Here is a 23128-nt window from a genome sequence, read left to right on the forward strand (position 1 = left end):
TTGGCTTAGTGGATAAGGATTGATGTGAGTTTCGAGGTTATTTAGCTTCGTTTTCACCGTCCACTAATGACAGGAGTTCATCACGACGTTGCTCGTAGTCAGGCGCAAGAACGTGGAGAAATACCGATTTCTCTGACGGCAGGATAAGTAATAACCCACGCAGTGCCGCCGCCATAAACCCAGCATTATTAGCAGACCCACCTTTGAACACAGATTTAAGTACAGTGCTTTTAAACGGCTTGTCGTCTTGCTCATTTAACACAGCGACGATATCTTCAAAGGCTGCCCACTCTTTACTATGAAGACCGCCACCTTCATTACCCGAAAGTCTAAGGAATAGAGCATTTAGATCATCATGTACCGAAAGCTCATAGAACACATGATTCTGAGTTTTCGGTGATAACTTTTTCGCTTTGCCTTCGAGCACGATATTAGTGAAATGGTCTACTGGATTATCGTCAGTAACCGTGACTTGTTCAGTACCCCCTAATACTTCAGGTTGAACGACTTCTTCTTTTTGATTGGTTTTACGTGCCATGGGACACCTCCATACGATTAGTGACTATTAAGATTAAATTCGAGATTAAGATTCAGCTTGATCAGCAAGCTTGACGACAGGGAACGTTGGACTGTTTATTGGAGCGCAGCAATACACTCCACTACCAACCGTAGTGACAATGGCAACAGCAAGTAGCCAAGGGCATTCATCATCGTTTAGTAATAAAACCCATTCAGGGTAGTTAGTAACAAAACGTAGAAAGCTTTGATCACCTTCCGATTCTTTACTCAAGGTTTCATCGGTATCGGACTCCTCAATCAAGTACAAAGTCGTACCGACCTCATCCCAGAACGCTTTCGTACTTTCTTCATCACCGAATGGTTCTATTAGATGCTCTAGCAGTTTTGCTTTCACACCATCAGGCATTGGCAATGATTGAATATCTTCAAACTTGTTTACATTTTTCATAATTATTTTCTCCTAATAATGAAAAAGCCCCTGTTTAGCTCATCGCTAAACAGGGGCTTTTCTAATGTCATTTCTAAATTAATTGGGTAAACCTAACTTCTTCATTCCCAACGTATCTCTGGTTTCGCAGTCACCATATCCGACAAACGAGAACCAATTTCTCGCCTACGTCCAACGGTCAATTTTGAGTAGCGCCTTGTGGATGAAAGGTCAGCGTGATTCAACTGCTTGGCTATGTCGTGTAACGAGACTCCTTGGCTAGCTAACAAACTCCCAACCGTATGACGAGCACTGTGTAGGGTTAGATTCGCTTTATCACCGGGTATGTCAGGCAGTCCCATCTTGGCTTTGATAGCCTTGAAGGCATGCCTAGGCTGCCCTACAGATTTACCCCTTTTACGTCCAGGAAAGAGATAGGGGTTATTCGTCACATGAGGCACTGACCTCAAAATCTCAAGCATGTAATCACTCAAATAAATAACATGGCTACTACCATTTTTCGTTTGCGGAATAGTGAGTGTTTTCTCCTCCCAATTCACATCGGATTTTAATCTCAATCGTAATTCACTATCGCGTAATCCGGTCAAAAACAGAATAATTAGGTATGCCCCAATACTTTTATCTTCATGATTGAGAGCATGACCTATGAACTCTTTCAGCTGTACTTCGGTAAAGTAACCAGTGCGGACGTTGTCTTCTTTCAACAAGCTGACCTTATCAGCAACCAACGGCGCGTCCATCAACTTGTAAGCCTGACGGTTCACCGTTTTCAACAGCGCTAATACACGATTAATCGTAGCTACAGCATAAGGTTTCCCTGTTGTCTTACTTATAGCTCCCTGCATTTCCATTTGGATCTTAACGATATGTGCCGCCGATAATTCATTAATGGGAACATGAAATATCGACTTAGCATGACGGAACCTCGCTTGATCATCTTTCCAGCTTCGCTTTTGCTTAGCCAGTGGTAAATAGACTTCATTAAAGAACCGTTCAAGGGTCATAGAATTATCGACCTTTTCAGTATCACGCTCGATCTTCGGATCAATACCCTCAAGAATTTGCTGCCGATATTCTTTCGCTTTCTTGCGCAAGGTGATTAGGTCAGTGTCATTGAACCGCCCTAGACCGATCGACGCCTTGCGACCAGTTACAGGGCTAGTAAACCTGAATATGAACCTAATTGAACCTGTTCTCTTCCCCACCAAACACCGTACACCAACAGGTAAGCCGGAGTCTTTCATTGCGGATAGATTGACTTCATAATCGGTGGATTTAGCGTTGGCTGGATTTGGTTTTAGGTTGTTGAGGAAAGTGGTGGTGAGTCGTTGTGACTTGAGAACTGTTGTCTTCATTCAAACCTCCATTAACTAGATATTCAATTAGTTAATATGTGTTTGAATCGGTTTTTGGTTCGGGCGACAGAAAACGTTCAAAAAAACAGGTCTATTTACATAAAGCACACCCGACGTTAAGTGTGCTTTTTTATGCTATAAGATCTCAATTAAGGAGTATAATACGTTAACGCTCCAGGACCAACTGGCAGACCAAATACAAACACCCATACATAGAATAAAATACTCCAACCAACCATGAAGCAGATGGAATATGGAAGCATAGTTGCAATCAAAGTGCCGATCCCTAGGTTCTTCGTATAACGCGTTGCCACTGCAAGGATAAGACCGAAGTAGCTCATCATTGGAGTAATGATGTTGGTTGTTGAATCACCGATACGGTAAGCAGCTTGAATCGTTTCAGGCGCGTAACCAACAAGCATTAACATTGGAACGAAGATAGGTGCTGTTACTGCCCACTGAGCAGAAGCCGAACCGATCATCAAGTTAATAAATCCACACATTAATATGAATGCGAAGAACAGCATTGGACCTGTTAGACCAATATCTTGTAGGAAACTTGCACCTGCTACAGCGAATACTTGACCGAAGTTCGTCCACTTAAAGAACGCAACAAACTGAGCTGCAAAGAACACAAGTACAATGTACATGCCCATTGAAGACATAGACTTAGACATTGCATTGATTACATCACGGTCTGTTTTCATTGTGCCGGTAACTTTACCGTAAACAAAACCAGGAACGGCGAAAAATACGAAGATGAACGCTACGATACTTTTCAAGAATGGAGAACCTGAAACCGTACCTGCTGCGGAACGTAGAACACCATCAGCTGGGACAATCGTCCAAGCAAGAAGCGCAGAAACCGCTAGCACTGCGATACCCGCAAGCTTAAGACCTTTCTTCTCAACGTCTGTTAGCTTGCCCATTGAATCATTTGATAAATCTTCAGACGCGTCTTCATCGTTGTATTTACCCAATTTTGGTTCAACAATCTTCTCAGTTACAAAGGCACCTGTAATCGCGATGAAGAAAGTAGAAACAAACATGAAGTACCAGTTTGATTCAGGACCAACGCTGTAAGTCGGGTCGATCATTTGAGCTGCTGTTTCTGTAATACCAGAAAGCAGAGGGTCAACCGTACCGATTAAAAGGTTTGCAGAATAACCACCAGATACGCCAGCAAATGCTGCTGCTAGACCTGCTAATGGGTGACGACCCAAAGAGTGGAAAAGCATAACTGCAAGAGGGATAAGTACAACATAACCAAGTTCTGAAGCAGTGTTCGAGATGATACCAGCAAAAACTACGGTTACTGTAACCATGCGCTGAGACGCACCCATTACCATACCACGCATCGCCGCAGATAATAAACCTGAGTGCTCAGCAATAGCTACACCCAACATTGCAACAAGTACGGTACCTAAAGGTGCAAAACCAACAAAGTTTTTAACTAGATTAGTCACTATAAGTTGTAGACCTTCGGCATTAAGTAAACTTACAACATGTATCATACCATCAACCGTTCGACCTTTAGCACCTTCAGGTCGAGGATCTAAAACTGAAACTTCAAAGTACCCAGCGATACCTGAAGTAACTAAGATTGCGACACAGAAGATTGCAAAAAGAGTGATCGGGTGGGGTAATAGATTCCCCAAATATTCAACACCATCTAAAAATCGAGTAAAAACTGTTCTTTTGGGTAATTTACTTTTTATTGAAGCAGATGAATTCACCTGTCTCCTCCTTGTGATTATTCATATGAATTGAGTTAAGCGTATTTAAACTATAAATTCTCGTACACTGTTTAATAAAAAACACATCCAACGAAATTTTATAAACATTAACTGTAAGAGGGATTGAAATAAAACCTAAAGATTTCAAGAAAAGGGAATTAGGATGGCATTCATTGAGCAACCATCATTATATTTATATCAATTATTAACTTATCTAGTTAATCGTCGCTTAAACTCTTCCAATGACTGTGTAGGTCGCTTAGATCGGCTAATTATAAAACTGAAACCTAGGGCATGTACTAAACGATATACATTACGTGAAGCATAGCTCACATTAAACTCTGTTTTGATGTATCGCCTGACATCCTCAGCCATAAACAACCGGACTTGGTCATTTACAAAGTTACTCTCAAGATATTCAGATAATCTCGATAACTGTTCTTCCTTGAGTAGAGTTGGTCTACCTGTCTGTTTCTTTGATTTTAACCCGTCAAGACCATGATTGTGATAGTTTTTAATCCATGCATTCACACTATCTTTTGAAACTCCGATCAACTGAGCAATTTGAACTCGATTATGACCTAACTCAAAGTAATGAACCGCAAGGTATCGAGTTTTTAGTCTTGAATCTGAAAGTGATAAAGCAAGATTTTTTATTTCATCAGGTGTGAGCATTGTTGGTATATTTATTATCAGTGTTGAAAAAAATAGGTTTAGATAAGGCAGAGTCAGTTTAAATGTATAGAGGTGAATGCCAAGAGAAACTATTCAGAAGTAATACGATGGAATCCACAAAACCAATAATATTAACTCCACTCATAAAAATAAAGAATACAAATGTAAATAATGTAAATAAGATGAATTCTCATTTGCAATCTGAAACAATGAAAAATCAATACATTATTTTAAAGTACTTCTATGAAGTTAAAATTATTATCAGTCGCTATTACCACGGCTCTTATACCTTTTACAACCCAAGCGGCGGATGAAACCGTTGTCGTTATCGGTTCCGCTCTTGATCAACTTGTTCAGACAGAAATCAATTCAGATATCCTTGAAAAGAAACAAGCATCGGACATCAAAGATGTTCTGAACACCATGCCTAGCGTAACGGTAGACGGAAACGCACGTTACTCTCGAAAAGTATTTGTACGTGGTATGGAAGACAAATTTTCCGTAGTGACTATTGATGGAGCTCGCCAAGAAGGCCAACTATTCCACCACTCAGGCGACCAAGCGATTGATCCTGCAATGCTTAAACGCGCCGAAATTGAACTCGGTGGTAACTCTGCGTTATCTGGCTCAGGTACGATTAACGGTTCATTTAGCTACGAAACCAAAGATCCTAGCGATCTTCTTAAGCCGGGCGAAAGTGTCGGTGCACGAGTAAAAACGAGCTATCAAACGGCTTATGAGCGTTTCGCGACCAATGTCGCTGTGTATGCAAAAGTGAACGACAAGCTACAGTTCATGGGTATTGCAAACTACTCAGAAGATGGTGATCTGCATATTCCCGATCAGGAAGCTGTAACGTCCAAGCAGGGCGAGCTTAAATCTGGTATGGCTAAGGTTATTTTCATCCCGAACGATGCCAACGAATTTAAACTGACCTTCAACCGTTACAACGATGGCGGTAAGCGTCAACTTTCTGGTGAGAAGGCAGGTGCACTGTATGCTGATGATGAACACAACTACCACTCACTAAATCGCGATACAGTGACACTTCAGCACGAATACGATGCAGGCAGTGATTTGGTTCATCTGAAAACTAACGTCTACTACAACCGTCAGTACATGGACCGCGATGCTCTAACTGAAGAATACGGCGATTGGAAGAAAGTTAATGGTTCTTGGAAGTTCACTAAAGACGGTGACTTATCTATCCCTGATCGTGAATACAACGTGACGACCATCGGTGGTGACATTCGTAACATTTCTTGGGTTGGTGAGCATGAGCTTACTTACGGTCTTGATGGTTACAAAGCTGAACAATGGATTGATGCTGGCGATGGCGTTTATCAAAGCGGTTCAAAGCAAGGCGAAACCAAGAAGTACGGTATGGATGGCGGCACAGTTACCGCTTACGGCCTTTACGTGCAAGATATGTATGAGTTCAGCGATTTCCGTTTAACCACAGGTCTGCGTTACGACGTTCACAAGTTGGGCGGTGTTTACACGGGTGATTTTGATCAGCTGTCTCCAAAGTTCAAGGGGGAATACCAAACGACGGATAACCTAAAACTTCGTGTAGGTTACGGTCGCCTGTTTAAAGGTGCATCACTACCAGAAACGCTAACGATGAAAGCAGCACCCGATGTTGACCAGTCTGATACCAAGGCGATGACCGGTAACAACTACGAAGCGGGCTTTGATTACGAGCTAACACGTTTGCTTGCGGCTGATTACGCTATCTTAGGTTTCACAGCTTACACCTACAACCTTGATAATCAAATGCACCCAACCAAAAACAACTCAACATTAGCTAACCAGTATGATGTTGAAGTGTGGGGTGTTGAAACGGTATTAAGCTATGAGCTAGATGCGTTAAGTGTTTACGCTAACCATTCGTACTCAGATGGCGAGCAAAAGAGCCTGAAAAATGGCAAGACAAGCCACATGAATAAAACCGGTATTCATAACTTTAAGGCTGGTTTTAACTACAGCATAAACAGTGAGTTTGTGTTTGGTTGGGATTCACGCTTTGTACCGGGTAATGATTACACGGATGAAGATGGTGATGAAATTAAACGCGCAGGTTTCGCAACTCATAACATCTGGGCGGCTTACACACCTACGTTTGCTAAAGATCTAGAAGTGAATCTTGGTGTCGATAACCTACTTGATAAGAAGTACGCAGAGCATACTGGCTTTGGTATCTCTTGGGGCTCAGATAAATACACCAGCTACGAAGCGGGTCGTAACTTTAAAGCGTCAATTGCTTACAGCTTCTAATATTACTTAAACTATCCCCTCTCCTTATTCTGTTGAGGGGATAAATTACCCCACCTTTACAATAGTTAGTCTTCTTGTATTACGGATCAAGTAAGGCCAAGGGTAATTAAGATGTAATCACTTGAGGCATTACTCCAATACCTAACTGTTCTTTGGTGGAAGGTGACAGCTCATCAACTCTATCGTAAATCCAGTCAACGAGTTTCTCACCGTCCATCACAGAAACATTTTCACGCTTAGCAAATTCTAAGGTAGAGTCAGCCACGGTAGCTGTAGTAATAAGCCATTTATCAACATGCTCATCTTCTTCGATAGCTGCAAGTTGACGAATTCCCCACCCACTAGTTTCACCTCTATGGTGCTTAACTTGAATAAACACTCGATTACTCGATACAGGGTCAGTGCGACTTGCTTCAATATCAACGTCAGAAATGTCTGAGATCTTATTTTTAGCAGCGATATGAGCAGAATACCCCTCCAACTCCATCAGTTCTTTAACCAACCTCTCCAAACCATAACCACCACTTTCTAGCGTAGTTGAACCGCTTCTAAGCTTTGCAAGTAATGTTTCTTTAAAGTCAGCAACTTGCTTATCTTTCTGTTGTTGAAAAATACTATCAAAGCAAACTTGGTTGTTGGCTTTTAGCTGAGTTACATACTCTTCAATCTCACCAGAAAACTCATTCAAAGAAGCAATTGTCATTCTGATTTTCAATCGACTTTCCAATGCCTGAGATAATTTGGAACGCGGGATCTTAATAGCTAAACCACTTTCGTCCTTGAAGTAGTCAACATTAATACGGTTAGCACCATAGCCACCATTCTCATCAAAGGATTTACCTTCTCGAACAATCCCAATAACGACCGCACGATACACAGGAACTACGATTATATCTCCGGGCTTAGTATGGAAAAATCGAGAGATTTGGTTTCTTTGTCGACCAAGGTTGATCTGTTCATCTTCAACGAATTTCATTAAATCTTTAAAGTCACTGAAAGACGACATTTCAATACAGTCCCACCCGTACCCAGCTAAATTTTTAGAAATCAATTCACTTGGGCTTCGAACCAAAATTATCTTACTCACACTTTTTCCTTAAAGCTCATGAGAACTCGCACACAAAGCTTCATCGCAAGAACCACCAACATATTAATACTCTATCTGAAACCTAGCTCCCAGTTCATCTCACCACATTCACGCAATCAACTAGCCACCGATACCACCGCCTAAATCAAAATCCATACATCGCATAGCAATCGCACCAGCAATATAGATTTATTCGCCCAGCAGTACCTGACTCAGTAATCTCACCCACTTCCCTACAGAAACGCTCCTGACAATCACTCAGAGGGCTGACAACAGCAAAGTTAACCCATCGAACGTTAGTAATAACGATACTGAATCATAGCGTTAGAATCGTTTCTGGTGGCTGTACTGAAATTAGTTAGTGGGTTTACAAAGAGAATATCGAGTCATTTACATATAAAAATACATGGCTAATAAGATACCCACTTTTTCTTGTAATCCGGGGGTATGCTTGATCAGGTTACTTTACATCCTGAGTTATTAAACTGCTATCAAAGACTAGGTATAGTAAGGTAAGCGTCCAATCTCAAACCTAGCTAAAAAAAAGGGGGGGAAACCAGAGTGAAGCGCGTGTTTTTACTCCTTCTAGTTGTCATTGTTACACGTTACTCTTCCATTAGTATCTTCATCATCTGTTCATGGTGGTCTAGAAAGTCTTTAGTGGTAGCGTAATGCTCAGTGTTTTCATAAGCCACCTCATATATTCCCGTTTCTGAAAATTGATATATCTTGGCTCTAGGGTACGCTAATAAAATTGGGGAGTGCGTAGCGATTATAAACTGTGAATTTTCTTCTACTAGCTGATGTATGGCAGATATCGCAGCCATCTGACGTGAAGGTGATAGTGCTGCCTCAGGTTCATCCATGATATATAAGCCGTTACCACGAAACTTATTTATTAATGTTGCCATAAATGATTCGCCGTGGGATTGCTGGTGAAGAGATTTCCCCCCATAACCTTGTAAATATCCAGTTTCATCCATCAGTGTCGCGACATTATAGAAGCTCTCTGCCCGAAGAAAATAACCGTCTCTGGGATGTTTAAAACTCTTTATAGATTTGATGAATTCGTGCAATTCTGAATGTGTACGGCTCGTCGAGAAAGTTGAATTCTTAGTCCCTCCTTCTGGGTTAAACCCTTGCGAAACTGCAATCGCTTCGATAAGAGTAGATTTCCCGGTCCCATTCTCACCTACGAAGAACGTGACATCAGGATGAAATTCTAGATGATCTAACTCCTTGACGGCAGGAATACAGAAAGGGTATGTATCAAAACTAACGATATTATTTCGCTTTAACTGTATTTCTCTAAGATAAGGTCTGTCTTCTAAGAGCATATTTTCCTTGTGTCACATCTTAATTAAACGGCGAATTTGTTTCCCTAAGATATAATATTAACTCAAAAATGCACCTGACTAATCGCACAAAGTTCGACTTCCCCCCTTTGTGATTGATTACTGATGTATATCCCCAGCGCGCTAGTGACACACTACCCAACAACGCCCATGATAAAAGGCTTAACAACAACCCCATAAAAACGATCTTTTCGCAACCAAAGGCCACATTAAAAATTCATAGCACCGTAAAGTCACCATGGTCGTACCATGGTTCTCAGACTCTACAGCCCTTGGAGATACTGGCTTGCAAGATTGTAGAAGTTTGCATTTTTTGGATTTACTAGGATTCCCTTGAGCACAGAGTCAACATGTGATGAACCATAGATGCACCATAGTTCGTTATGGAAGTAATTTATTTCAGACATAAAAAAAGCCGCTATAGAGAGCGACTGGCTGGTATTACTTAATTATTGAGACTTGAAATGCTAATGATATAGTATTGATTTACAACGGATTTTGAATCCGTCGTGTATACCAATTTCACCATACCGGCATTATCTTGGGGCGTTGCCCTTTCGATGTCTGGCATTATACGTATGCGAACTGATGTGGCAAGTATAAAAACTTGAATTCATGTGTGTTTGCCGATAATTTCGCCACTAAGTCATAAGCTGTGCGTCATGTCTCTTTTCACGCCAAGCCTTAGACTATATTCTGACGCCTAAATTTTTGAAGAAGTAATAACACCATGACATCAACAAACACAATGCCACCAGCAGGAGTAATGCGCCGATTTGGTGCCTTGTTCTATGACGCCCTTATCGTAATCGCTATTGAGATGCTGGCGGCTGGCGTCATTGTCGCTCTGCTGCATGCGCTCATGGCACTTGGCGTTTTTAACCATAGCGGTTATGCCGATGTTAGTGACTTCTTGAGCAACCACCCTATTTGGAGCCCTGCATATACCTTTTACTTAGTTGTAGTTTGGGTGTACTTCTTTGTGTTCTTTTGGACAAGAGCAGGTCAAACGCTAGGAATGCGAGCTTGGAAACTGCGCATTCAAAACAAAGATGGCTCCGCTATTACTGTAACCCAAGCTCTGATTCGCTTAGGAACCTCAGGATTTGGATTAGCAAACTTATGTGTTCCATTCGATCCTCAGAAACGTGGCTTTCACGACATCTGGGCGAAGACCGAAGTAGTAGTGCTACCACAAGCACGATAACGCGATTAAACCTGCTACAGTCAAGATCAAAAAAGGAAGGCGTTATGCCTTCCTTTTTTCTATTTACAGTTTACGCCTCAAGAGCATTATGGCTATTCCGAGGAATACCACGCTAGGGGCTAGCGCACCAAAGGCCGGTGGTATTTGATAAACCAAACTGACCGGACCAAAGAACTCACTGGATATATAGAAGGTAAAACCTGCAATAACCCCCGAAAGAATCCTAGCTCCCATAGTCACACTTCGTAGTGGACCAAAGATAAACGACAATGCCATCAACATCATGACCGCTATCGAAATCGGCTGAGTTATCTTTCTCCATAAAGCGAGTTCATAACGTGATGCATCTTGCTCCGAGGCTTTAAGGTAGGAAACATAATCGTACAACCCACTTAAAGACAGTTCTTCTGGTTTAACTGTTACGATCGCAAGCTTATCCGGAGCGAGTGATGTTTCCCAAGTATAAGTTGGTAAGCTTTCTTTGGTAATCTGAAGCTCATTTTCGAAAGACGTGATCTCTACATCGTTCATAGTCCAAACGTTGTTGCCAACGTAATCGACTTCTTTTGAGTATATAGCTGTTTTCAAAGCCTTGTTCTCATCAAAGCGCCACATATTCATACCATATAACTTCTGATCATCGATTTTGACAATGAAAATGAAGTCATTGGCATCACGTGCCCATACCCCACTTTGGGTAGAGATAATATTACCACCAGCAATCGATATAGTTCTTAAGTCACGAGCCATCTTCTGTGCTTGAGGCGCCCCCCATTGACCAAGAAGAGTCACCACGATCATTAATGGAATTGCGGTTTTGAGTACCGATAGGCCAATATCTAACTTAGAGAAACCCGCCGCCTGCATCACCACCAGCTCAGAACTCGCAGCAAGCATACCCAATCCAATCAATGCACCAAGTAATGCGGCCATTGGAAAGAACATCTCGATATCACGAGGAACACTTAATAGAACGAAATACAGCGCTTGTAGTAGATCATAGGTACCACGACCAACCTTTCTCAACTGCTCTACGTACTTGATAATTCCAGAGAGACCAACAAACGTCACCAATACCAGAGACGTCGTTGCGATGATGGTTCTGCCTATATATAAATCGAGAATCTTAAACACGGCTTAAGCTAACCTTTTATTCTTGAATTTTTCTTTCAAACGCCTTACTGGCACGCTATCCATAAAGTTTGCACCAATTGCGACAAATAACAATAACGCATTAATTGGCCACATGCCGACTACCGCAGGGATACTCCCCTCTTCAATCGAAGATTTGGTTGCACTGATTGCTAAGAAATAGGTTAGGTAAATTAGAATAGCAGGCCCAATTTTAGCGAAACGACCTTGTCGAGGGTTCACCGCAGACAGTGGCACAACAAGCATGGTCAACAATGGAATACAAAGTACCAATGAAATTCGCCATTGTAATTCCGCTTTCGCACTGTTTTCTGGATTACCAATCAGTTCGAGTGTAGGAATGGCTTCCCAATCTCGACCTTTTTTCTCAACTTCACGCTGACCAATTAAGCCTTCGTACTCTTCAAAGTGCGTCACCATATAATCAAGACGTGTCGGAACCCCTTCATGACGAGTGCCGTCATACATAACGATGACTTGGCGACCATCGCTCAGTTCTTTGACATCACCCGACTTAGAAAACATCACACTAGGCAATACCGAATCACGTGGGCGCATTTGAGCAACGAACACATTTTCTAACTTATTACCGTCGATATCATCAATGAAAACGACAGAAGAACCATCCGGCGTACCTTCAAACTTACCTTTAGGAAGTAAATCAACGCTATTTTCTGCAGCCACTTCTTCATACATTTGCTCAACTTTGTCTTGCGACCAAGGAGATAACCAAAATGAGTTGAAAGCGGCAACTGATGCGGTTATCAAAGCCAAATAAAGCGCAGATTGGATAAGGAATTTATTACCAATACCCGTAGCGTTCATTACGACTATTTCACTTTCAGCGTAAAGACGGCCAAAAGTAAGCAAAATACCAATATAGATACTGAGTGGAAGCATCAATAAACCCATCGCTGGCATATTTAGACCAACAATCGACAATATGAGGCTCGCAGGAATATCACCATCAGAGGCGTCCGCTAAAACACTGATGAATTTTTGGCTGAGAAACACGAGAAAGAGAACAAAAAAGATCGCAAATTGGCTCTTGATTGTCTCGCGGATCAAATATCTAACAATAATCACGCTCAAATTACCTATACAAAACTTGTTTTTTTGATTGAATCACTATAATTTCCCGTTGAACCTTTTATTTTTTTAAATTTTTAGCTAAGTGTTAGCGTTCTTCTTTAAGGTTAGTTCCATTATAGGATCCAACAAGTAAGAACCCATTATCTAACATTTAGTTCGATTTGTCTTCAGGATGTAGGAGTACGCATGGAGTTCAGTGTAAAAAGTGGCAGCCCAGAGAAACAGCGCAGCGCATGTATCGTTGTCGGTGTATTCGAACCGCGCCGCCTTTCTCCAGTAGCCGAGCAATTAGATAAGATTAGCGATGGCTACATTAGTTCACTGCTTCGTCGCGGTGATCTAGAGGGTAAACCTGGCCAGATGCTGCTACTGCATCAAGTACCTGGTGTACTTTCAGAACGTGTTCTACTGGTAGGCTGTGGTAAAGAACGTGAGCTAGGCGAGCGTCAATACAAAGAAATCATCCAAAAAACCATCAGCACACTAAACGAAACTGGTTCTATGGAAGCAGTATGTTTCCTTACAGAACTTCACGTTAAAGGTCGCGACACTTACTGGAAAGTTCGTCAAGCGGTAGAAGCGACTAAAGATGGTCTTTACACATTCGACCAATTTAAGAGCAACAAACCAGAGACTCGCCGTCCATTGCGTAAATTGGTATTCAACGTACCAACTCGTCGCGAGCTAAGCCTTGGCGAAAAAGCGATTTCTCATGGTCTTGCTATTGCTTCAGGTGTGAAAGCATCTAAAGATCTTGGCAACATGCCACCAAACATCGCAAACCCTGCTTACTTAGCTTCTCAAGCTCGTCGTTTAGCTGACGATTATGAGACAGTAAAGACTAAGATCATCGGTGAAGAAGAGATGGAAAAGCTGGGTATGACTTCATACTTAGCTGTAGGTCGTGGCTCTAAGAACGAATCTATGATGTCTATCATGGAATACAAAGGCGCTGCTGACCCAAATGCAAAACCTATCGTTCTAGTCGGTAAAGGTCTTACTTTCGATTCAGGCGGTATCTCGCTTAAGCCAGGTGAAGGCATGGATGAGATGAAGTACGACATGTGTGGTGCTGCATCTGTATTCGGCACAATGAAAGCACTGGCGAAACTTAACTTGCCAATCAACGTTGTTGGTATCCTTGCAGGCTGTGAAAACATGCCAGGTAGCAATGCTTACCGCCCAGGTGACATTCTAACAACCATGTCAGGCCAAACCGTTGAAGTATTAAATACTGATGCAGAAGGTCGCTTGGTTCTATGTGATGCCCTAACTTACGTTGAGCGCTTTGAACCAGATTGTGTTGTTGATGTTGCTACGCTAACTGGCGCATGTGTTATCGCTCTAGGTCACCACATCAGTGGCGTTCTATCTAACCACAACCCACTGTCTCATGAACTTGTTAATGCTTCAGAGCAAGCAAGTGACCGCGCATGGCGTCTACCTATGGCAGACGAGTACCATGAGCAGCTGAACAGTCCGTTTGCTGATATGGCAAACATCGGTGGCCGCCCAGGCGGTACTATCACCGCAGGTTGCTTCCTGTCTAAATTCACTAAGAAGTACCACTGGGCTCACATCGACAGTGCAGGTACTGCTTGGAAGTCAGGTGCAGCGAAAGGCTCGACAGGTCGTCCTGTCTCAATGCTAGTCCAATTCTTATTGAACCGCAGCGGCCAAGAGACTGAAGAGCAATCTTCAAAATAATGAAAAGGGCCTACGGGCCCTTTTTTAATAAGCGCTATTTGTTAGACCCTGTTAACCAAGTAATATTGATATCCACGATTTTCAGTTCAAGTTTCGAGTGTTAAGTATGCAGACTGCCACATTTTACATTGTGCCCTCAGACAGCCCGCAAACCAGCGAAGATGGTTTTGCTCACTATGTGCTGTTTCTTGCTCAGCACTTTGCTAAACAAGGCGCTAAACTTTATCTCAACTGCAATGACAAAGAACATGCCGAACGTATCGCTGAGGTTTTCTGGCAGGTCGAACCCAATGAATTTATTGCACATAACTTAGTTGGCGAAGGCCCAAAGTATTCAACCAACATCGAAATTGGCTATCAAGGCGTAAAACATAATTGGAATCGCCAACTGGTAATAAATCTGGCCGATAATAATACAACCTTTGCGAACGCCTTTGCTCAGGTGATAGACTTCGTTCCTTGCGAAGAAAAAGCTAAGCAACTCGCTCGAGAAAGGTATAAAATTTACCGTCAGGCTGGATATCAGCTACAAACTATCGAGATTCAACATCCATAGTCAAACCTCATAGTTAAAGCTATCTTTGGATTTAGATTCAAGAAGCTTCACTTATGAAGTTTGACCACGATTAACCATTCACAGTATCCGTTATAAGAGCACTATGGAAAAGACATACAACCCAACATCAATCGAACAAGCTCTGTATAAGACTTGGGAAGAGAAAGGCTACTTTAAGCCACACGGTGACACATCAAAAGAAGCTTACAGCATCATGATCCCGCCACCGAACGTCACTGGCAGCCTACACATGGGTCACGCGTTCCAAGATACGATCATGGATACGCTTATCCGTGCTCAACGTATGAAAGGCAAAAATACTCTTTGGCAAGTGGGTACTGACCACGCTGGTATCGCCACTCAAATGGTTGTTGAGCGTAAGATCGCTGCTGAAGAAGGCAAAACAAAACACGACTACGGCCGTGAAGCTTTCATCGACAAGATCTGGGAATGGAAAGGCGAATCAGGTGGCACGATCACTCAACAACTTCGTCGTCTTGGTGCTTCTGTAGATTGGGATCGTGAGCGATTCACTATGGATGACGGCCTATCGGCTGCGACTCAAGAAGTGTTTGTTCGTCTATACGAAGAAGACCTAATCTACCGTGGTAAGCGTCTAGTAAACTGGGATCCTAAACTGCACACTGCTATTTCTGATCTTGAAGTTGAAAACAAAGACAAAAAAGGTTTCATGTGGCACTTCCGCTACCCACTAGCGAACGGTGTTAAAACGGCTGATGGCAAAGACTACATCGTCGTTGCTACTACACGTCCAGAAACCATGCTTGGTGATACAGGCGTTGCGGTTAACCCTGAAGATCCTCGCTACAAAGATCTTATCGGTAAAGAAATCCTGCTTCCTATCGTTAATCGTCTTATCCCTATCGTAGGAGATGAGCACGCTGACATGGATAAAGGCACGGGTTGTGTAAAAATCACGCCAGCTCATGACTTTAACGATTACGAAGTGGGCAAGCGCCATAGCCTACCAATGATCAACATCCTAACGTTCAACGGTGATATCCGTGATGCGGCTGAAATTTTCACAACTAACGGTGAAGAGAGCGATGTGTATTCAACAGAGCTTCCTGCTAAATACCAAGGCATGGAACGTTTTGCTGCTCGTCGTGCAACGGTTGCTGAATTTGAAGAGCTAGGCCTACTTGAAGAAATCAAAGATCACGATCTAACCGTTCCTTACGGTGACCGTGGTGGTGTGGTTATCGAACCAATGCTGACTGACCAATGGTACGTGCGTACAGCACCTCTTGCTGCGCCTGCTGTTAAAGCCGTTGAAGATGGTGAGATCCAATTCGTACCTAAGCAATATGAAAACATGTACTTCGCGTGGATGCGTGACGTGCAAGACTGGTGTATCTCTCGTCAACTTTGGTGGGGCCACCGTATCCCAGCATGGTACGACAACGATGGTAAAGTTTACGTAGGTCGCACTGAAGAAGAAGTTCGTGAAAAGAACAACCTTTCACCGGTAATTGTTCTTAAGCAAGACAACGACGTTCTTGATACCTGGTTCTCTTCTGCACTTTGGACGTTCGGCACACAAGGCTGGCCTGAAGATACTGAAGCAATGAAAACATTCCACCCATCAGAAGTACTAGTATCTGGTTTTGATATTATCTTCTTCTGGGTTGCTCGTATGATCATGATGACCATGCACTTCGTGAAAGACGAAGATGGCAAGGCTCAAGTACCTTTCAAAACAGTTTACATGACGGGCCTTATCCGTGATGAAAACGGCGACAAGATGTCTAAGTCGAAAGGTAACGTACTTGACCCAATCGATATGATTGACGGCATCGGCCTTGAAGAGCTAGTAGAAAAGCGTTGTGGCAACATGATGCAACCTAAACTGGCTGCTAAGATCGAAAAAGCTACGCGTAAAACTTTCGAAGATGGTATCGAACCGTACGGTACTGATGCACTGCGTTTCACTCTTGCAGCTATGGCTTCAACTGGCCGTGACATCAACTGGGACATGAAGCGTCTTGAAGGTTACCGTAACTTCTGTAACAAGCTATGGAACGCAAGCCGTTACGTACTGATGAATACAGAAGAGCACGATTGTGGCATGTCACTGTCTGTTGAAGACCGTGCAAACATGGAATTCTCTCTAGCAGACAAGTGGATTGAATCTCAGTTTGAAGTTGCAGCGAAAGAGTTTAACGCTCACCTAGACAACTACCGTCTAGACATGGCGGCGAACACGCTTTACGAATTCATCTGGAACCAATTCTGTGACTGGTACCTAGAGCTAACGAAACCTGTTCTTTGGAAGGGTACTGAAGCTCAACAACAAGCGACTCGTTACACGCTTATCACGGTTCTAGAGAAGACTCTACGTCTTGCTCACCCTGTTCTTCCTTACATCACTGAATCTATCTGGCAGAGCGTTAAGCCGCTAGTAGACGGCGTTGAAGGCGAGACCATCATGACTCAAGCGCTTCCTCAGTTTAATGAAGCTAACTTCAATGCTGAGATCGTTGACGACATCGAATGGGTTAAAACTTTCATCACAGCTATCCGTAACCTACGTGCGGAATACGACATTGCACCAAGCCAAGGCTTAGAGGTAATGATCAAAGTCGCTGATGAGAAAGATGCAACTCGTATCGAAGCAAATAAGATCGTTCTTACTTCTCTAGCTAAGCTAGACGATATTAAAGTTCTAGCAGACGGCGAAGCGACTCCAGCTTGCGCAACTAAGCTTGTTGGCAAATCTGAGCTGATGATCCCAATGGCGGGTCTTATCGACAAAGATGCTGAGCTTGCTCGTCTAGATAAAGAAGTAGCGAAGACTCACGGTGAGATTAAGCGTATCGAAGGTAAGCTAGGTAACGAAGGTTTTGTTGCTAAAGCACCTGAAGCGGTTATCACGAAAGAGCGTGAAAAGCTTGAAGGTTACCAAGAGACTCTTGTTAAGCTTGAAGAGCAAAAAGCGACAATCGCTGCACTTTAAAACTGATTGAACGAGAAGGCTTCGAACTTCTCGCTCTAAATAGAAAGGTTGGTCTTCGTGACCAACCTTTTTTTATGCCTCTCACTCCAAGTCTTGTCGTCCGTCACTTATTTATTGATAGTTTTTACCTATCAAATTAATCTCTACTTCCCATTAGATTTAATGATAATAATTCTCAATAATAGCTCTATCGAAACAACACAACGATTGAGTAATTATCATGAAAAAGACACTAACCTTTGCCGCATTACATTTTACTATCGCATTTAGTGTCGCTTACGTACTCACAGGCGACATCTTAATTGGCAGCTTAATTGCCATGATTGAGCCCTCTGTGAATACTGTGGCCTTCTATTTTCATGAAAAGGCTTGGGCTCAAGTTCCAGCGCTTAAAGCTCGTCAGTGGATGACTAAATTAAAAACAGCAAGCTTCGCTACTATCCACTTTAGTGTTGCCTTTACCGTTGTCTACTTATTGACTGGCGATGCCTTTGTTGGTGGTGTGATGGCAACGTTAGAACCCGCTTTGAATACCGTGGCTTACTACTTCCATGAGAAAGTTTGGCTACGAAAAGCAGAAAGCCAAACAACACAGCCACAGTTTTGTTTGCACCAACACGCTTAACCTAGAGAGTTTATTGTTGACATAGTTGCGGCTCGCAATTAAATTATAGTTGTACATCGCAACCATATTGAGAGGCAACATGACTTCAGCACAACTTAGAGAATTATCACGTCAGCTCGTTCGACAGCTTGGAATGCTCGACAAAGATTGTGGTGATATTGCCCTACCTCCGATTCAAGCGCATACGCTTATCGAACTAGAGCAGCAGCCATTAACCGTGAATCAATTAGCGGATAAGCTCAATATTGATAAGTCCAACGCCAGTAGAGCAGTCAATAATCTAGCGAAGAACTCGTTAATCCAAACCTCGCCACACCCCAACGATAAGCGCAGTGTTGTTGCTTCAGTAACAGAGCAAGGGATAAACACTCTTGCCAAACTTCACAATCAACAAAATCAATTTTATGACTCGGTACTTGAGCGTTTAACGGAAGCGGAAACTCAACAAGTTTCGGGGGGAATCGAGCACTACCTTAAAGCACTGCAACAAAGCCACGCTTCAAGTGATGTGGTGGTTCGTCCCCTACAACAGCAAGACAACACCGTAGTGGCCAATGTAATTCGCCAAGTCTCTTATGAGAATGGGCTAACCGAAGATAAAGGTTATGGTGTAGCAGATCCCACCTTAGAAGACATGTTCAGCGTTTATAACAATGAAAGATCTCAGTATTGGGTAATTGAACTTGATGGAAAGGTTGTCGGTGGTGGTGGATTTGCACCATTAGCAGGTATGCCAGAAGTCTGTGAACTGCAAAAGATGTACTTCTTGCCAGAAACAAGAGGCAAAGGCTTAGCTAAGAGGTTGGTTAATATGTCGATGGAGAAAGCTAAGGAACTGGGTTATCAACATATGTATCTAGAAACGACCGAATGCCTTAATGCTGCCGTTAAACTTTACGAAAAATTGGGCTTTGAACACCTTGATTCAGCTTGGGGAGAAACAGGCCATGACGCTTGTGAGGTTGTCATGGCCAAAACGCTATAATGTGTTTTTGAAATAGGGTTAGCGTCGGCAGTTCATCAGATGATAAGCAAGTGAGCGAATTGATTCCTTACGTAACGGGCCAATTAAATAACCGCTAACTACGCAAAAAATTACTGACGCAAGAAGCTGGATTCAAGGCGACAAAAGAGCTCTCTTCCTGCCCATCAAGTACCACTTCTAACGAGTATAAATGTTTAGGGTTAGGATTCTCAATATCAAAAATGATCGGCGCCTCAACCTGGAAAACAACACCCGTATGTTCTGCTCGCACATCTATCGGCATCACCAATGTCATACCATTAAACTTGATTGATGCCGATATTAGCCCCGGCTTTAGCGTTTGATAGATAACATCCACTTTGAACTCACAACCACCACCGTAATGCCAGATCTGCTCTGTCACAACTTGCTCAAGCTTGACGTGACGAACGAACTGCAGATATGGCGCTTGCCAGATTCCGATACGAGAATCCGATTTAGAGACAGCCGGTGAAGAGACTGACTCATCCATATCCTCTTCAAGCAACAGGCTCTCCTCTTCTTCAAGGAAAAGAATCTCAAAACGGTTGCGACCAGACTGCATGTAAGGTCGAATATCTTTACGATATTCGACTTGGCTACCATCACAATCAAACACGGCAACGCCATTGAGTCGCACTTCCGCAAAGTAATCAACACCTGCCATTACTAACTCAACAAACGGGCACGCCAACATCGCATCATCCACTTCGATGTCATGCATCAGGTGCCACTCTTGCTCTGCGATTTCACTTTCACTCAAGCTATCAGGAAGCTTTGAACTTAACGGAGCCGGAAAGGTAATGTCATCTTGTGGAATAGAGAGATCCGTTAGTGGCGATATTTGCCAAAGACCATCGAGAGGTAATCGCATAGCATTCCTTGAGCTAGATCAATTTTGACCGCATTATAATGAATGAATGCATATAAAGACATTTATTTTTCTGAGGATAAAAAATGCCAGCTCAAGGCTGGCATTTTTTAAAACTGGGAAGAAATTACTCTTCGTCTTCATCATCTTCGTCTGGGTAGATAGCATCTTCACCTTCGTAGTAAGTGCCCCAACCGTCGTAGATAATGTCAAACTTCTCTGCAAGATTTACAAGCTTCTCAACTTGCTCATCAATCGCTTCTGCATTCAGAGTACACTGCATCGTTGCATCACAACAAAGTAGCTTGTTGCCATCTTCGTCTTCTGTCTCTTCAGCTTCAAGCACTTCAAAGCCCATTTTGAATGCTTCAACAACGGCTTTCTCAAGTACTGCGAAATCTTCAGCAAAAAGGTGATGCTCGATATCGTATAGAGCTTCAGGATCGCTACCATCTTCGATTAGTGCTTCAATGATGTCGCGAGTCTCTCCTTTTTGAAATTCAATTAATTCCGCTACTGATAGATATTCATCTTCGTGAGACATGTGTCTGCTCCAGAGTGTTGACTATGAAAAGATCAAATTTGATTGCCACGAAATATGGCATGGATCGTCTAGAAAAGCCACCTAGATCAGGTATAGAAGAGTAAGTTTATCGCTAGATAACAAAGGGGATATCAATTAAAAAGTGAAATCAAAATCACAGAAACAAATTTTCAACATATTATTAACTATCGTGTGTTTTAGCATTTCATTTTTATTGTTACTTTTCGCCTTACTTCTCTAAAACTGAGTGGTTAGTCATATCAAATGCATACTGACGATCACTTCATTGGTGCATAAGATCTCATTTAAAAGTAGATAATTGCATAAATTTTGAATGAAAAATCAAGTTCACCAAGCAAAATGGATTATCGAATTACTGAAATTTGAGCATAGAACCGCAAAAAGTTTGTTCTAGCATTGAGTCTTTCAATTGGATTTTAATATTACTAATTTTTAATTAATTAGCATTAAAAACCAATAGTTGAGAAATAACACAACCTTTACACAATTTTCAAAACTTGCATATTACGAACAAGCTTGTCATAAATAGACGCTGGATTAATAGTAAGGATGCAAAATGAGTAAGCTGTACGTTGGCTCCGAAGTCGGTCAATTAAGACGAGTTCTCCTAAATCGACCTGAAAGGGCACTCACCCACCTCACCCCTTCTAACTGTCATGAGTTACTCTTTGATGATGTACTTGCAGTAGAAGCAGCAGGTGAAGAACACGATGCATTTGCAACAACACTTCGTAACCAAGACGTTGAAGTGTTATTACTGCATGACCTACTGGTTGAGACTCTCGCTGTAGCTCAAGCTCGTGAGTGGCTACTGACTACTCAAATCTCTGATTTCCGTTACGGCCCTACATTCGCTCGTGATTTAAGAGAATACCTTGCTCAAATGGACAATGAGCACTTAGCCACGATCCTACTTGGTGGTTTAGCCTACTCTGAACTTCCTATTAAATCTTCTTCAATGCTACCGAAGATGCACCGCCCGCTTGATTTCGTTATTGAGCCGCTACCAAACCATCTATTTACCCGCGATACTTCTTGTTGGGTTTATGGAGGTGTCTCTCTTAACCCTATGATGATGCCTGCTCGTCAACGAGAAACGAATCACTTGCGAGCAATTTACCGCTGGCACCCTGTATTCGCAGGCCAAGATTTCATTAAGCACTTCGGTGATGAAGATCTTCACTATGACAATGCGAATATTGAAGGTGGAGATGTTCTGGTTATCGGTAAAGGTGCCGTGCTTATCGGTATTTCAGAGCGTACTAAGCCACAAGGTGTTGAAAACCTAGCCGCTAGTTTATTCAAATCCGGTCAAGCTAAAGAAGTGATTGCGATTGATTTACCTAAGCACCGCTCTTGTATGCACCTTGATACGGTAATGACACACATGGATATCGACACATTCTCAGTCTATCCAGAGATCGTTCGTAAAGACCTAGATACTTGGCGCTTAACGCCGAAAGAAAATGGCGAAATGCGAGTAGAGAAAGCTGAAAACTACCTAACAGCGATTGAAGGCGCACTGGACCTCGATCAACTGAAGATTATCACAACCGGTGGTGATAACTACGAAGCTGAACGTGAGCAGTGGAATGACGCTAACAACGTACTGACGGTGAAACCGGGTACGGTTATCGGTTATGAGCGTAATGTTTACACCAATGAGAAATACGACAAAGCAGGTATCGAAGTTCTGACGATTCCGGGCAATGAGCTAGGTCGTGGCCGAGGTGGCGCTCGCTGTATGAGTTGTCCTATCGAAAGAGACGGTATCTAAGCCACAAAACTCAATAAAACGAACACACTAACTTATCTAGGCCAGTACCATTGTACTGGCCTTTTTTATTAAATTAATAAAATAAATATTCACAAATACAGCATTTTTATGTTTAACTGAGTTCTTCATTGATTCTACATACGC

The 23128-nt window shown here is 42.5% G+C and carries 19 protein-coding genes; 8 read left to right on the forward strand and 11 right to left on the reverse strand.

Annotated features, from left to right (window positions below):
- Positions 1-37: 37 nt before the first annotated feature.
- The 5 genes from OCU90_RS15305 to OCU90_RS15325 all read right to left on the reverse strand — a co-directional run bounded on the left by OCU90_RS15305 (position 38) and on the right by OCU90_RS15325 (position 4733).
- Positions 38-538 carry a hypothetical protein gene (locus OCU90_RS15305; RefSeq protein WP_061023492.1) on the reverse strand — a complete coding sequence of 167 codons (501 nt, stop codon included), beginning with the start codon at positions 536-538 and terminating at the stop codon, positions 38-40.
- Positions 539-583: 45 nt separating this feature from the next.
- Complete coding sequence (locus OCU90_RS15310; protein WP_061023494.1) at positions 584-967, reverse strand: hypothetical protein; 384 nt, start codon at positions 965-967, stop codon at positions 584-586.
- A 101-nt stretch (positions 968-1068) separates the two neighbouring features.
- Complete coding sequence (locus OCU90_RS15315; protein ID WP_061023496.1) at positions 1069-2322, reverse strand: tyrosine-type recombinase/integrase; 1254 nt, start codon at positions 2320-2322, stop codon at positions 1069-1071.
- Between the two features lie 149 nt (positions 2323-2471).
- Complete coding sequence (locus OCU90_RS15320) at positions 2472-4058, reverse strand: AbgT family transporter (RefSeq protein WP_061023498.1); 1587 nt, start codon at positions 4056-4058, stop codon at positions 2472-2474.
- 210 nt (positions 4059-4268) lie between these two features.
- Complete coding sequence (locus tag OCU90_RS15325) at positions 4269-4733, reverse strand: helix-turn-helix domain-containing protein (RefSeq protein ID WP_061023500.1); 465 nt, start codon at positions 4731-4733, stop codon at positions 4269-4271.
- 243 nt (positions 4734-4976) lie between these two features.
- Here OCU90_RS15325 and OCU90_RS15330 point away from each other — a divergent pair, with 243 nt between their 5' ends.
- Complete coding sequence (locus OCU90_RS15330) at positions 4977-7010, forward strand: TonB-dependent receptor (protein WP_061023502.1); 2034 nt, start codon at positions 4977-4979, stop codon at positions 7008-7010.
- 106 nt (positions 7011-7116) lie between these two features.
- Here OCU90_RS15330 and OCU90_RS15335 read toward each other — a convergent pair whose 3' ends face one another.
- Together OCU90_RS15335 and OCU90_RS15340 are read right to left on the reverse strand one after the other, a co-directional pair.
- Positions 7117-8097, reverse strand: coding sequence for a restriction endonuclease (locus tag OCU90_RS15335; RefSeq protein ID WP_061023504.1), 981 nt, complete (start codon positions 8095-8097; stop codon positions 7117-7119).
- A 605-nt stretch (positions 8098-8702) separates the two neighbouring features.
- On the reverse strand, positions 8703-9434 hold the full coding sequence (locus OCU90_RS15340) for an AAA family ATPase (protein ID WP_061023506.1): 732 nt from the start codon (positions 9432-9434) through the stop codon (positions 8703-8705).
- Between the two features lie 748 nt (positions 9435-10182).
- Between OCU90_RS15340 and OCU90_RS15345 the strand changes: the two genes are divergently transcribed.
- On the forward strand, positions 10183-10659 hold the full coding sequence (locus OCU90_RS15345) for an RDD family protein (protein ID WP_017083738.1): 477 nt from the start codon (positions 10183-10185) through the stop codon (positions 10657-10659).
- Between the two features lie 63 nt (positions 10660-10722).
- Here OCU90_RS15345 and lptG read toward each other — a convergent pair whose 3' ends face one another.
- Both lptG and lptF read right to left on the reverse strand, forming a co-directional pair.
- On the reverse strand, positions 10723-11793 hold the full coding sequence (gene lptG, locus OCU90_RS15350) for an LPS export ABC transporter permease LptG (protein ID WP_017078773.1): 1071 nt from the start codon (positions 11791-11793) through the stop codon (positions 10723-10725).
- Positions 11794-11796: 3 nt separating this feature from the next.
- Positions 11797-12897 carry an LPS export ABC transporter permease LptF gene (gene lptF / locus OCU90_RS15355; RefSeq protein ID WP_004735336.1) on the reverse strand — a complete coding sequence of 367 codons (1101 nt, stop codon included), beginning with the start codon at positions 12895-12897 and terminating at the stop codon, positions 11797-11799.
- 192 nt (positions 12898-13089) lie between these two features.
- On the opposite strand from lptF, the gene pepA reads away from it, so the two are divergent.
- The 5 genes from pepA to OCU90_RS15380 all read left to right on the forward strand — a co-directional run bounded on the left by pepA (position 13090) and on the right by OCU90_RS15380 (position 19753).
- Positions 13090-14610, forward strand: coding sequence for a leucyl aminopeptidase (gene pepA, locus OCU90_RS15360; protein ID WP_004735335.1), 1521 nt, complete (start codon positions 13090-13092; stop codon positions 14608-14610).
- Between the two features lie 106 nt (positions 14611-14716).
- Entirely contained in the window at positions 14717-15166 is a 450-nt protein-coding gene (locus tag OCU90_RS15365; protein ID WP_061023509.1) for a DNA polymerase III subunit chi, read from the forward strand.
- 103 nt (positions 15167-15269) lie between these two features.
- Positions 15270-18143 (forward strand): valine--tRNA ligase, encoded by a 2874-nt coding sequence (locus OCU90_RS15370; protein ID WP_061023512.1) that lies wholly within the window; start codon positions 15270-15272, stop codon positions 18141-18143.
- Between the two features lie 220 nt (positions 18144-18363).
- On the forward strand, positions 18364-18768 hold the full coding sequence (locus tag OCU90_RS15375) for a DUF2061 domain-containing protein (protein WP_009847723.1): 405 nt from the start codon (positions 18364-18366) through the stop codon (positions 18766-18768).
- A 79-nt stretch (positions 18769-18847) separates the two neighbouring features.
- Entirely contained in the window at positions 18848-19753 is a 906-nt protein-coding gene (locus tag OCU90_RS15380) for a bifunctional helix-turn-helix transcriptional regulator/GNAT family N-acetyltransferase (RefSeq protein ID WP_017078781.1), read from the forward strand.
- A gap of 94 nt (positions 19754-19847) precedes the next feature.
- On the opposite strand, the gene OCU90_RS15385 is transcribed toward OCU90_RS15380, so the two are convergent.
- Positions 19848-20645, reverse strand: a complete 798-nt coding sequence (locus OCU90_RS15385; protein ID WP_017083744.1) for a glycosyl hydrolase 2 galactose-binding domain-containing protein — start codon at positions 20643-20645, stop codon at positions 19848-19850.
- A 124-nt stretch (positions 20646-20769) separates the two neighbouring features.
- Entirely contained in the window at positions 20770-21186 is a 417-nt protein-coding gene (gene rraB, locus OCU90_RS15390; protein WP_004735324.1) for a ribonuclease E inhibitor RraB, read from the reverse strand.
- 577 nt (positions 21187-21763) lie between these two features.
- Between rraB and arcA the strand changes: the two genes are divergently transcribed.
- A complete protein-coding gene (gene arcA, locus OCU90_RS15395; protein ID WP_004735323.1) occupies positions 21764-22984 on the forward strand; it encodes an arginine deiminase in 1221 nt (406 codons plus the stop codon).
- Positions 22985-23128 lie beyond the last annotated feature (144 nt).

This window comes from Vibrio splendidus (genome assembly GCF_024347615.1).
GTDB lineage: Bacteria > Pseudomonadota > Gammaproteobacteria > Enterobacterales > Vibrionaceae > Vibrio > Vibrio splendidus.

Coding starts and splice junctions, on each gene's coding strand:
- OCU90_RS15305 (WP_061023492.1), bottom strand. CDS start 538: ATGGCACGTAAAACCAATCAAAAAGAAGAAGTCGTTCAACCTGAAGTA.
- OCU90_RS15310 (WP_061023494.1), bottom strand. CDS start 967: ATGAAAAATGTAAACAAGTTTGAAGATATTCAATCATTGCCAATGCCT.
- OCU90_RS15315 (WP_061023496.1), bottom strand. CDS start 2,322: ATGAAGACAACAGTTCTCAAGTCACAACGACTCACCACCACTTTCCTC.
- OCU90_RS15325 (WP_061023500.1), bottom strand. CDS start 4,733: ATGCTCACACCTGATGAAATAAAAAATCTTGCTTTATCACTTTCAGAT.
- OCU90_RS15330 (WP_061023502.1), top strand. CDS start 4,977: ATGAAGTTAAAATTATTATCAGTCGCTATTACCACGGCTCTTATACCT.
- OCU90_RS15340 (WP_061023506.1), bottom strand. CDS start 9,434: ATGCTCTTAGAAGACAGACCTTATCTTAGAGAAATACAGTTAAAGCGA.
- OCU90_RS15345 (WP_017083738.1), top strand. CDS start 10,183: ATGACATCAACAAACACAATGCCACCAGCAGGAGTAATGCGCCGATTT.
- pepA (WP_004735335.1), top strand. CDS start 13,090: ATGGAGTTCAGTGTAAAAAGTGGCAGCCCAGAGAAACAGCGCAGCGCA.
- OCU90_RS15365 (WP_061023509.1), top strand. CDS start 14,717: ATGCAGACTGCCACATTTTACATTGTGCCCTCAGACAGCCCGCAAACC.
- OCU90_RS15370 (WP_061023512.1), top strand. CDS start 15,270: ATGGAAAAGACATACAACCCAACATCAATCGAACAAGCTCTGTATAAG.
- OCU90_RS15375 (WP_009847723.1), top strand. CDS start 18,364: ATGAAAAAGACACTAACCTTTGCCGCATTACATTTTACTATCGCATTT.
- OCU90_RS15380 (WP_017078781.1), top strand. CDS start 18,848: ATGACTTCAGCACAACTTAGAGAATTATCACGTCAGCTCGTTCGACAG.
- OCU90_RS15385 (WP_017083744.1), bottom strand. CDS start 20,645: ATGCGATTACCTCTCGATGGTCTTTGGCAAATATCGCCACTAACGGAT.
- rraB (WP_004735324.1), bottom strand. CDS start 21,186: ATGTCTCACGAAGATGAATATCTATCAGTAGCGGAATTAATTGAATTT.
- arcA (WP_004735323.1), top strand. CDS start 21,764: ATGAGTAAGCTGTACGTTGGCTCCGAAGTCGGTCAATTAAGACGAGTT.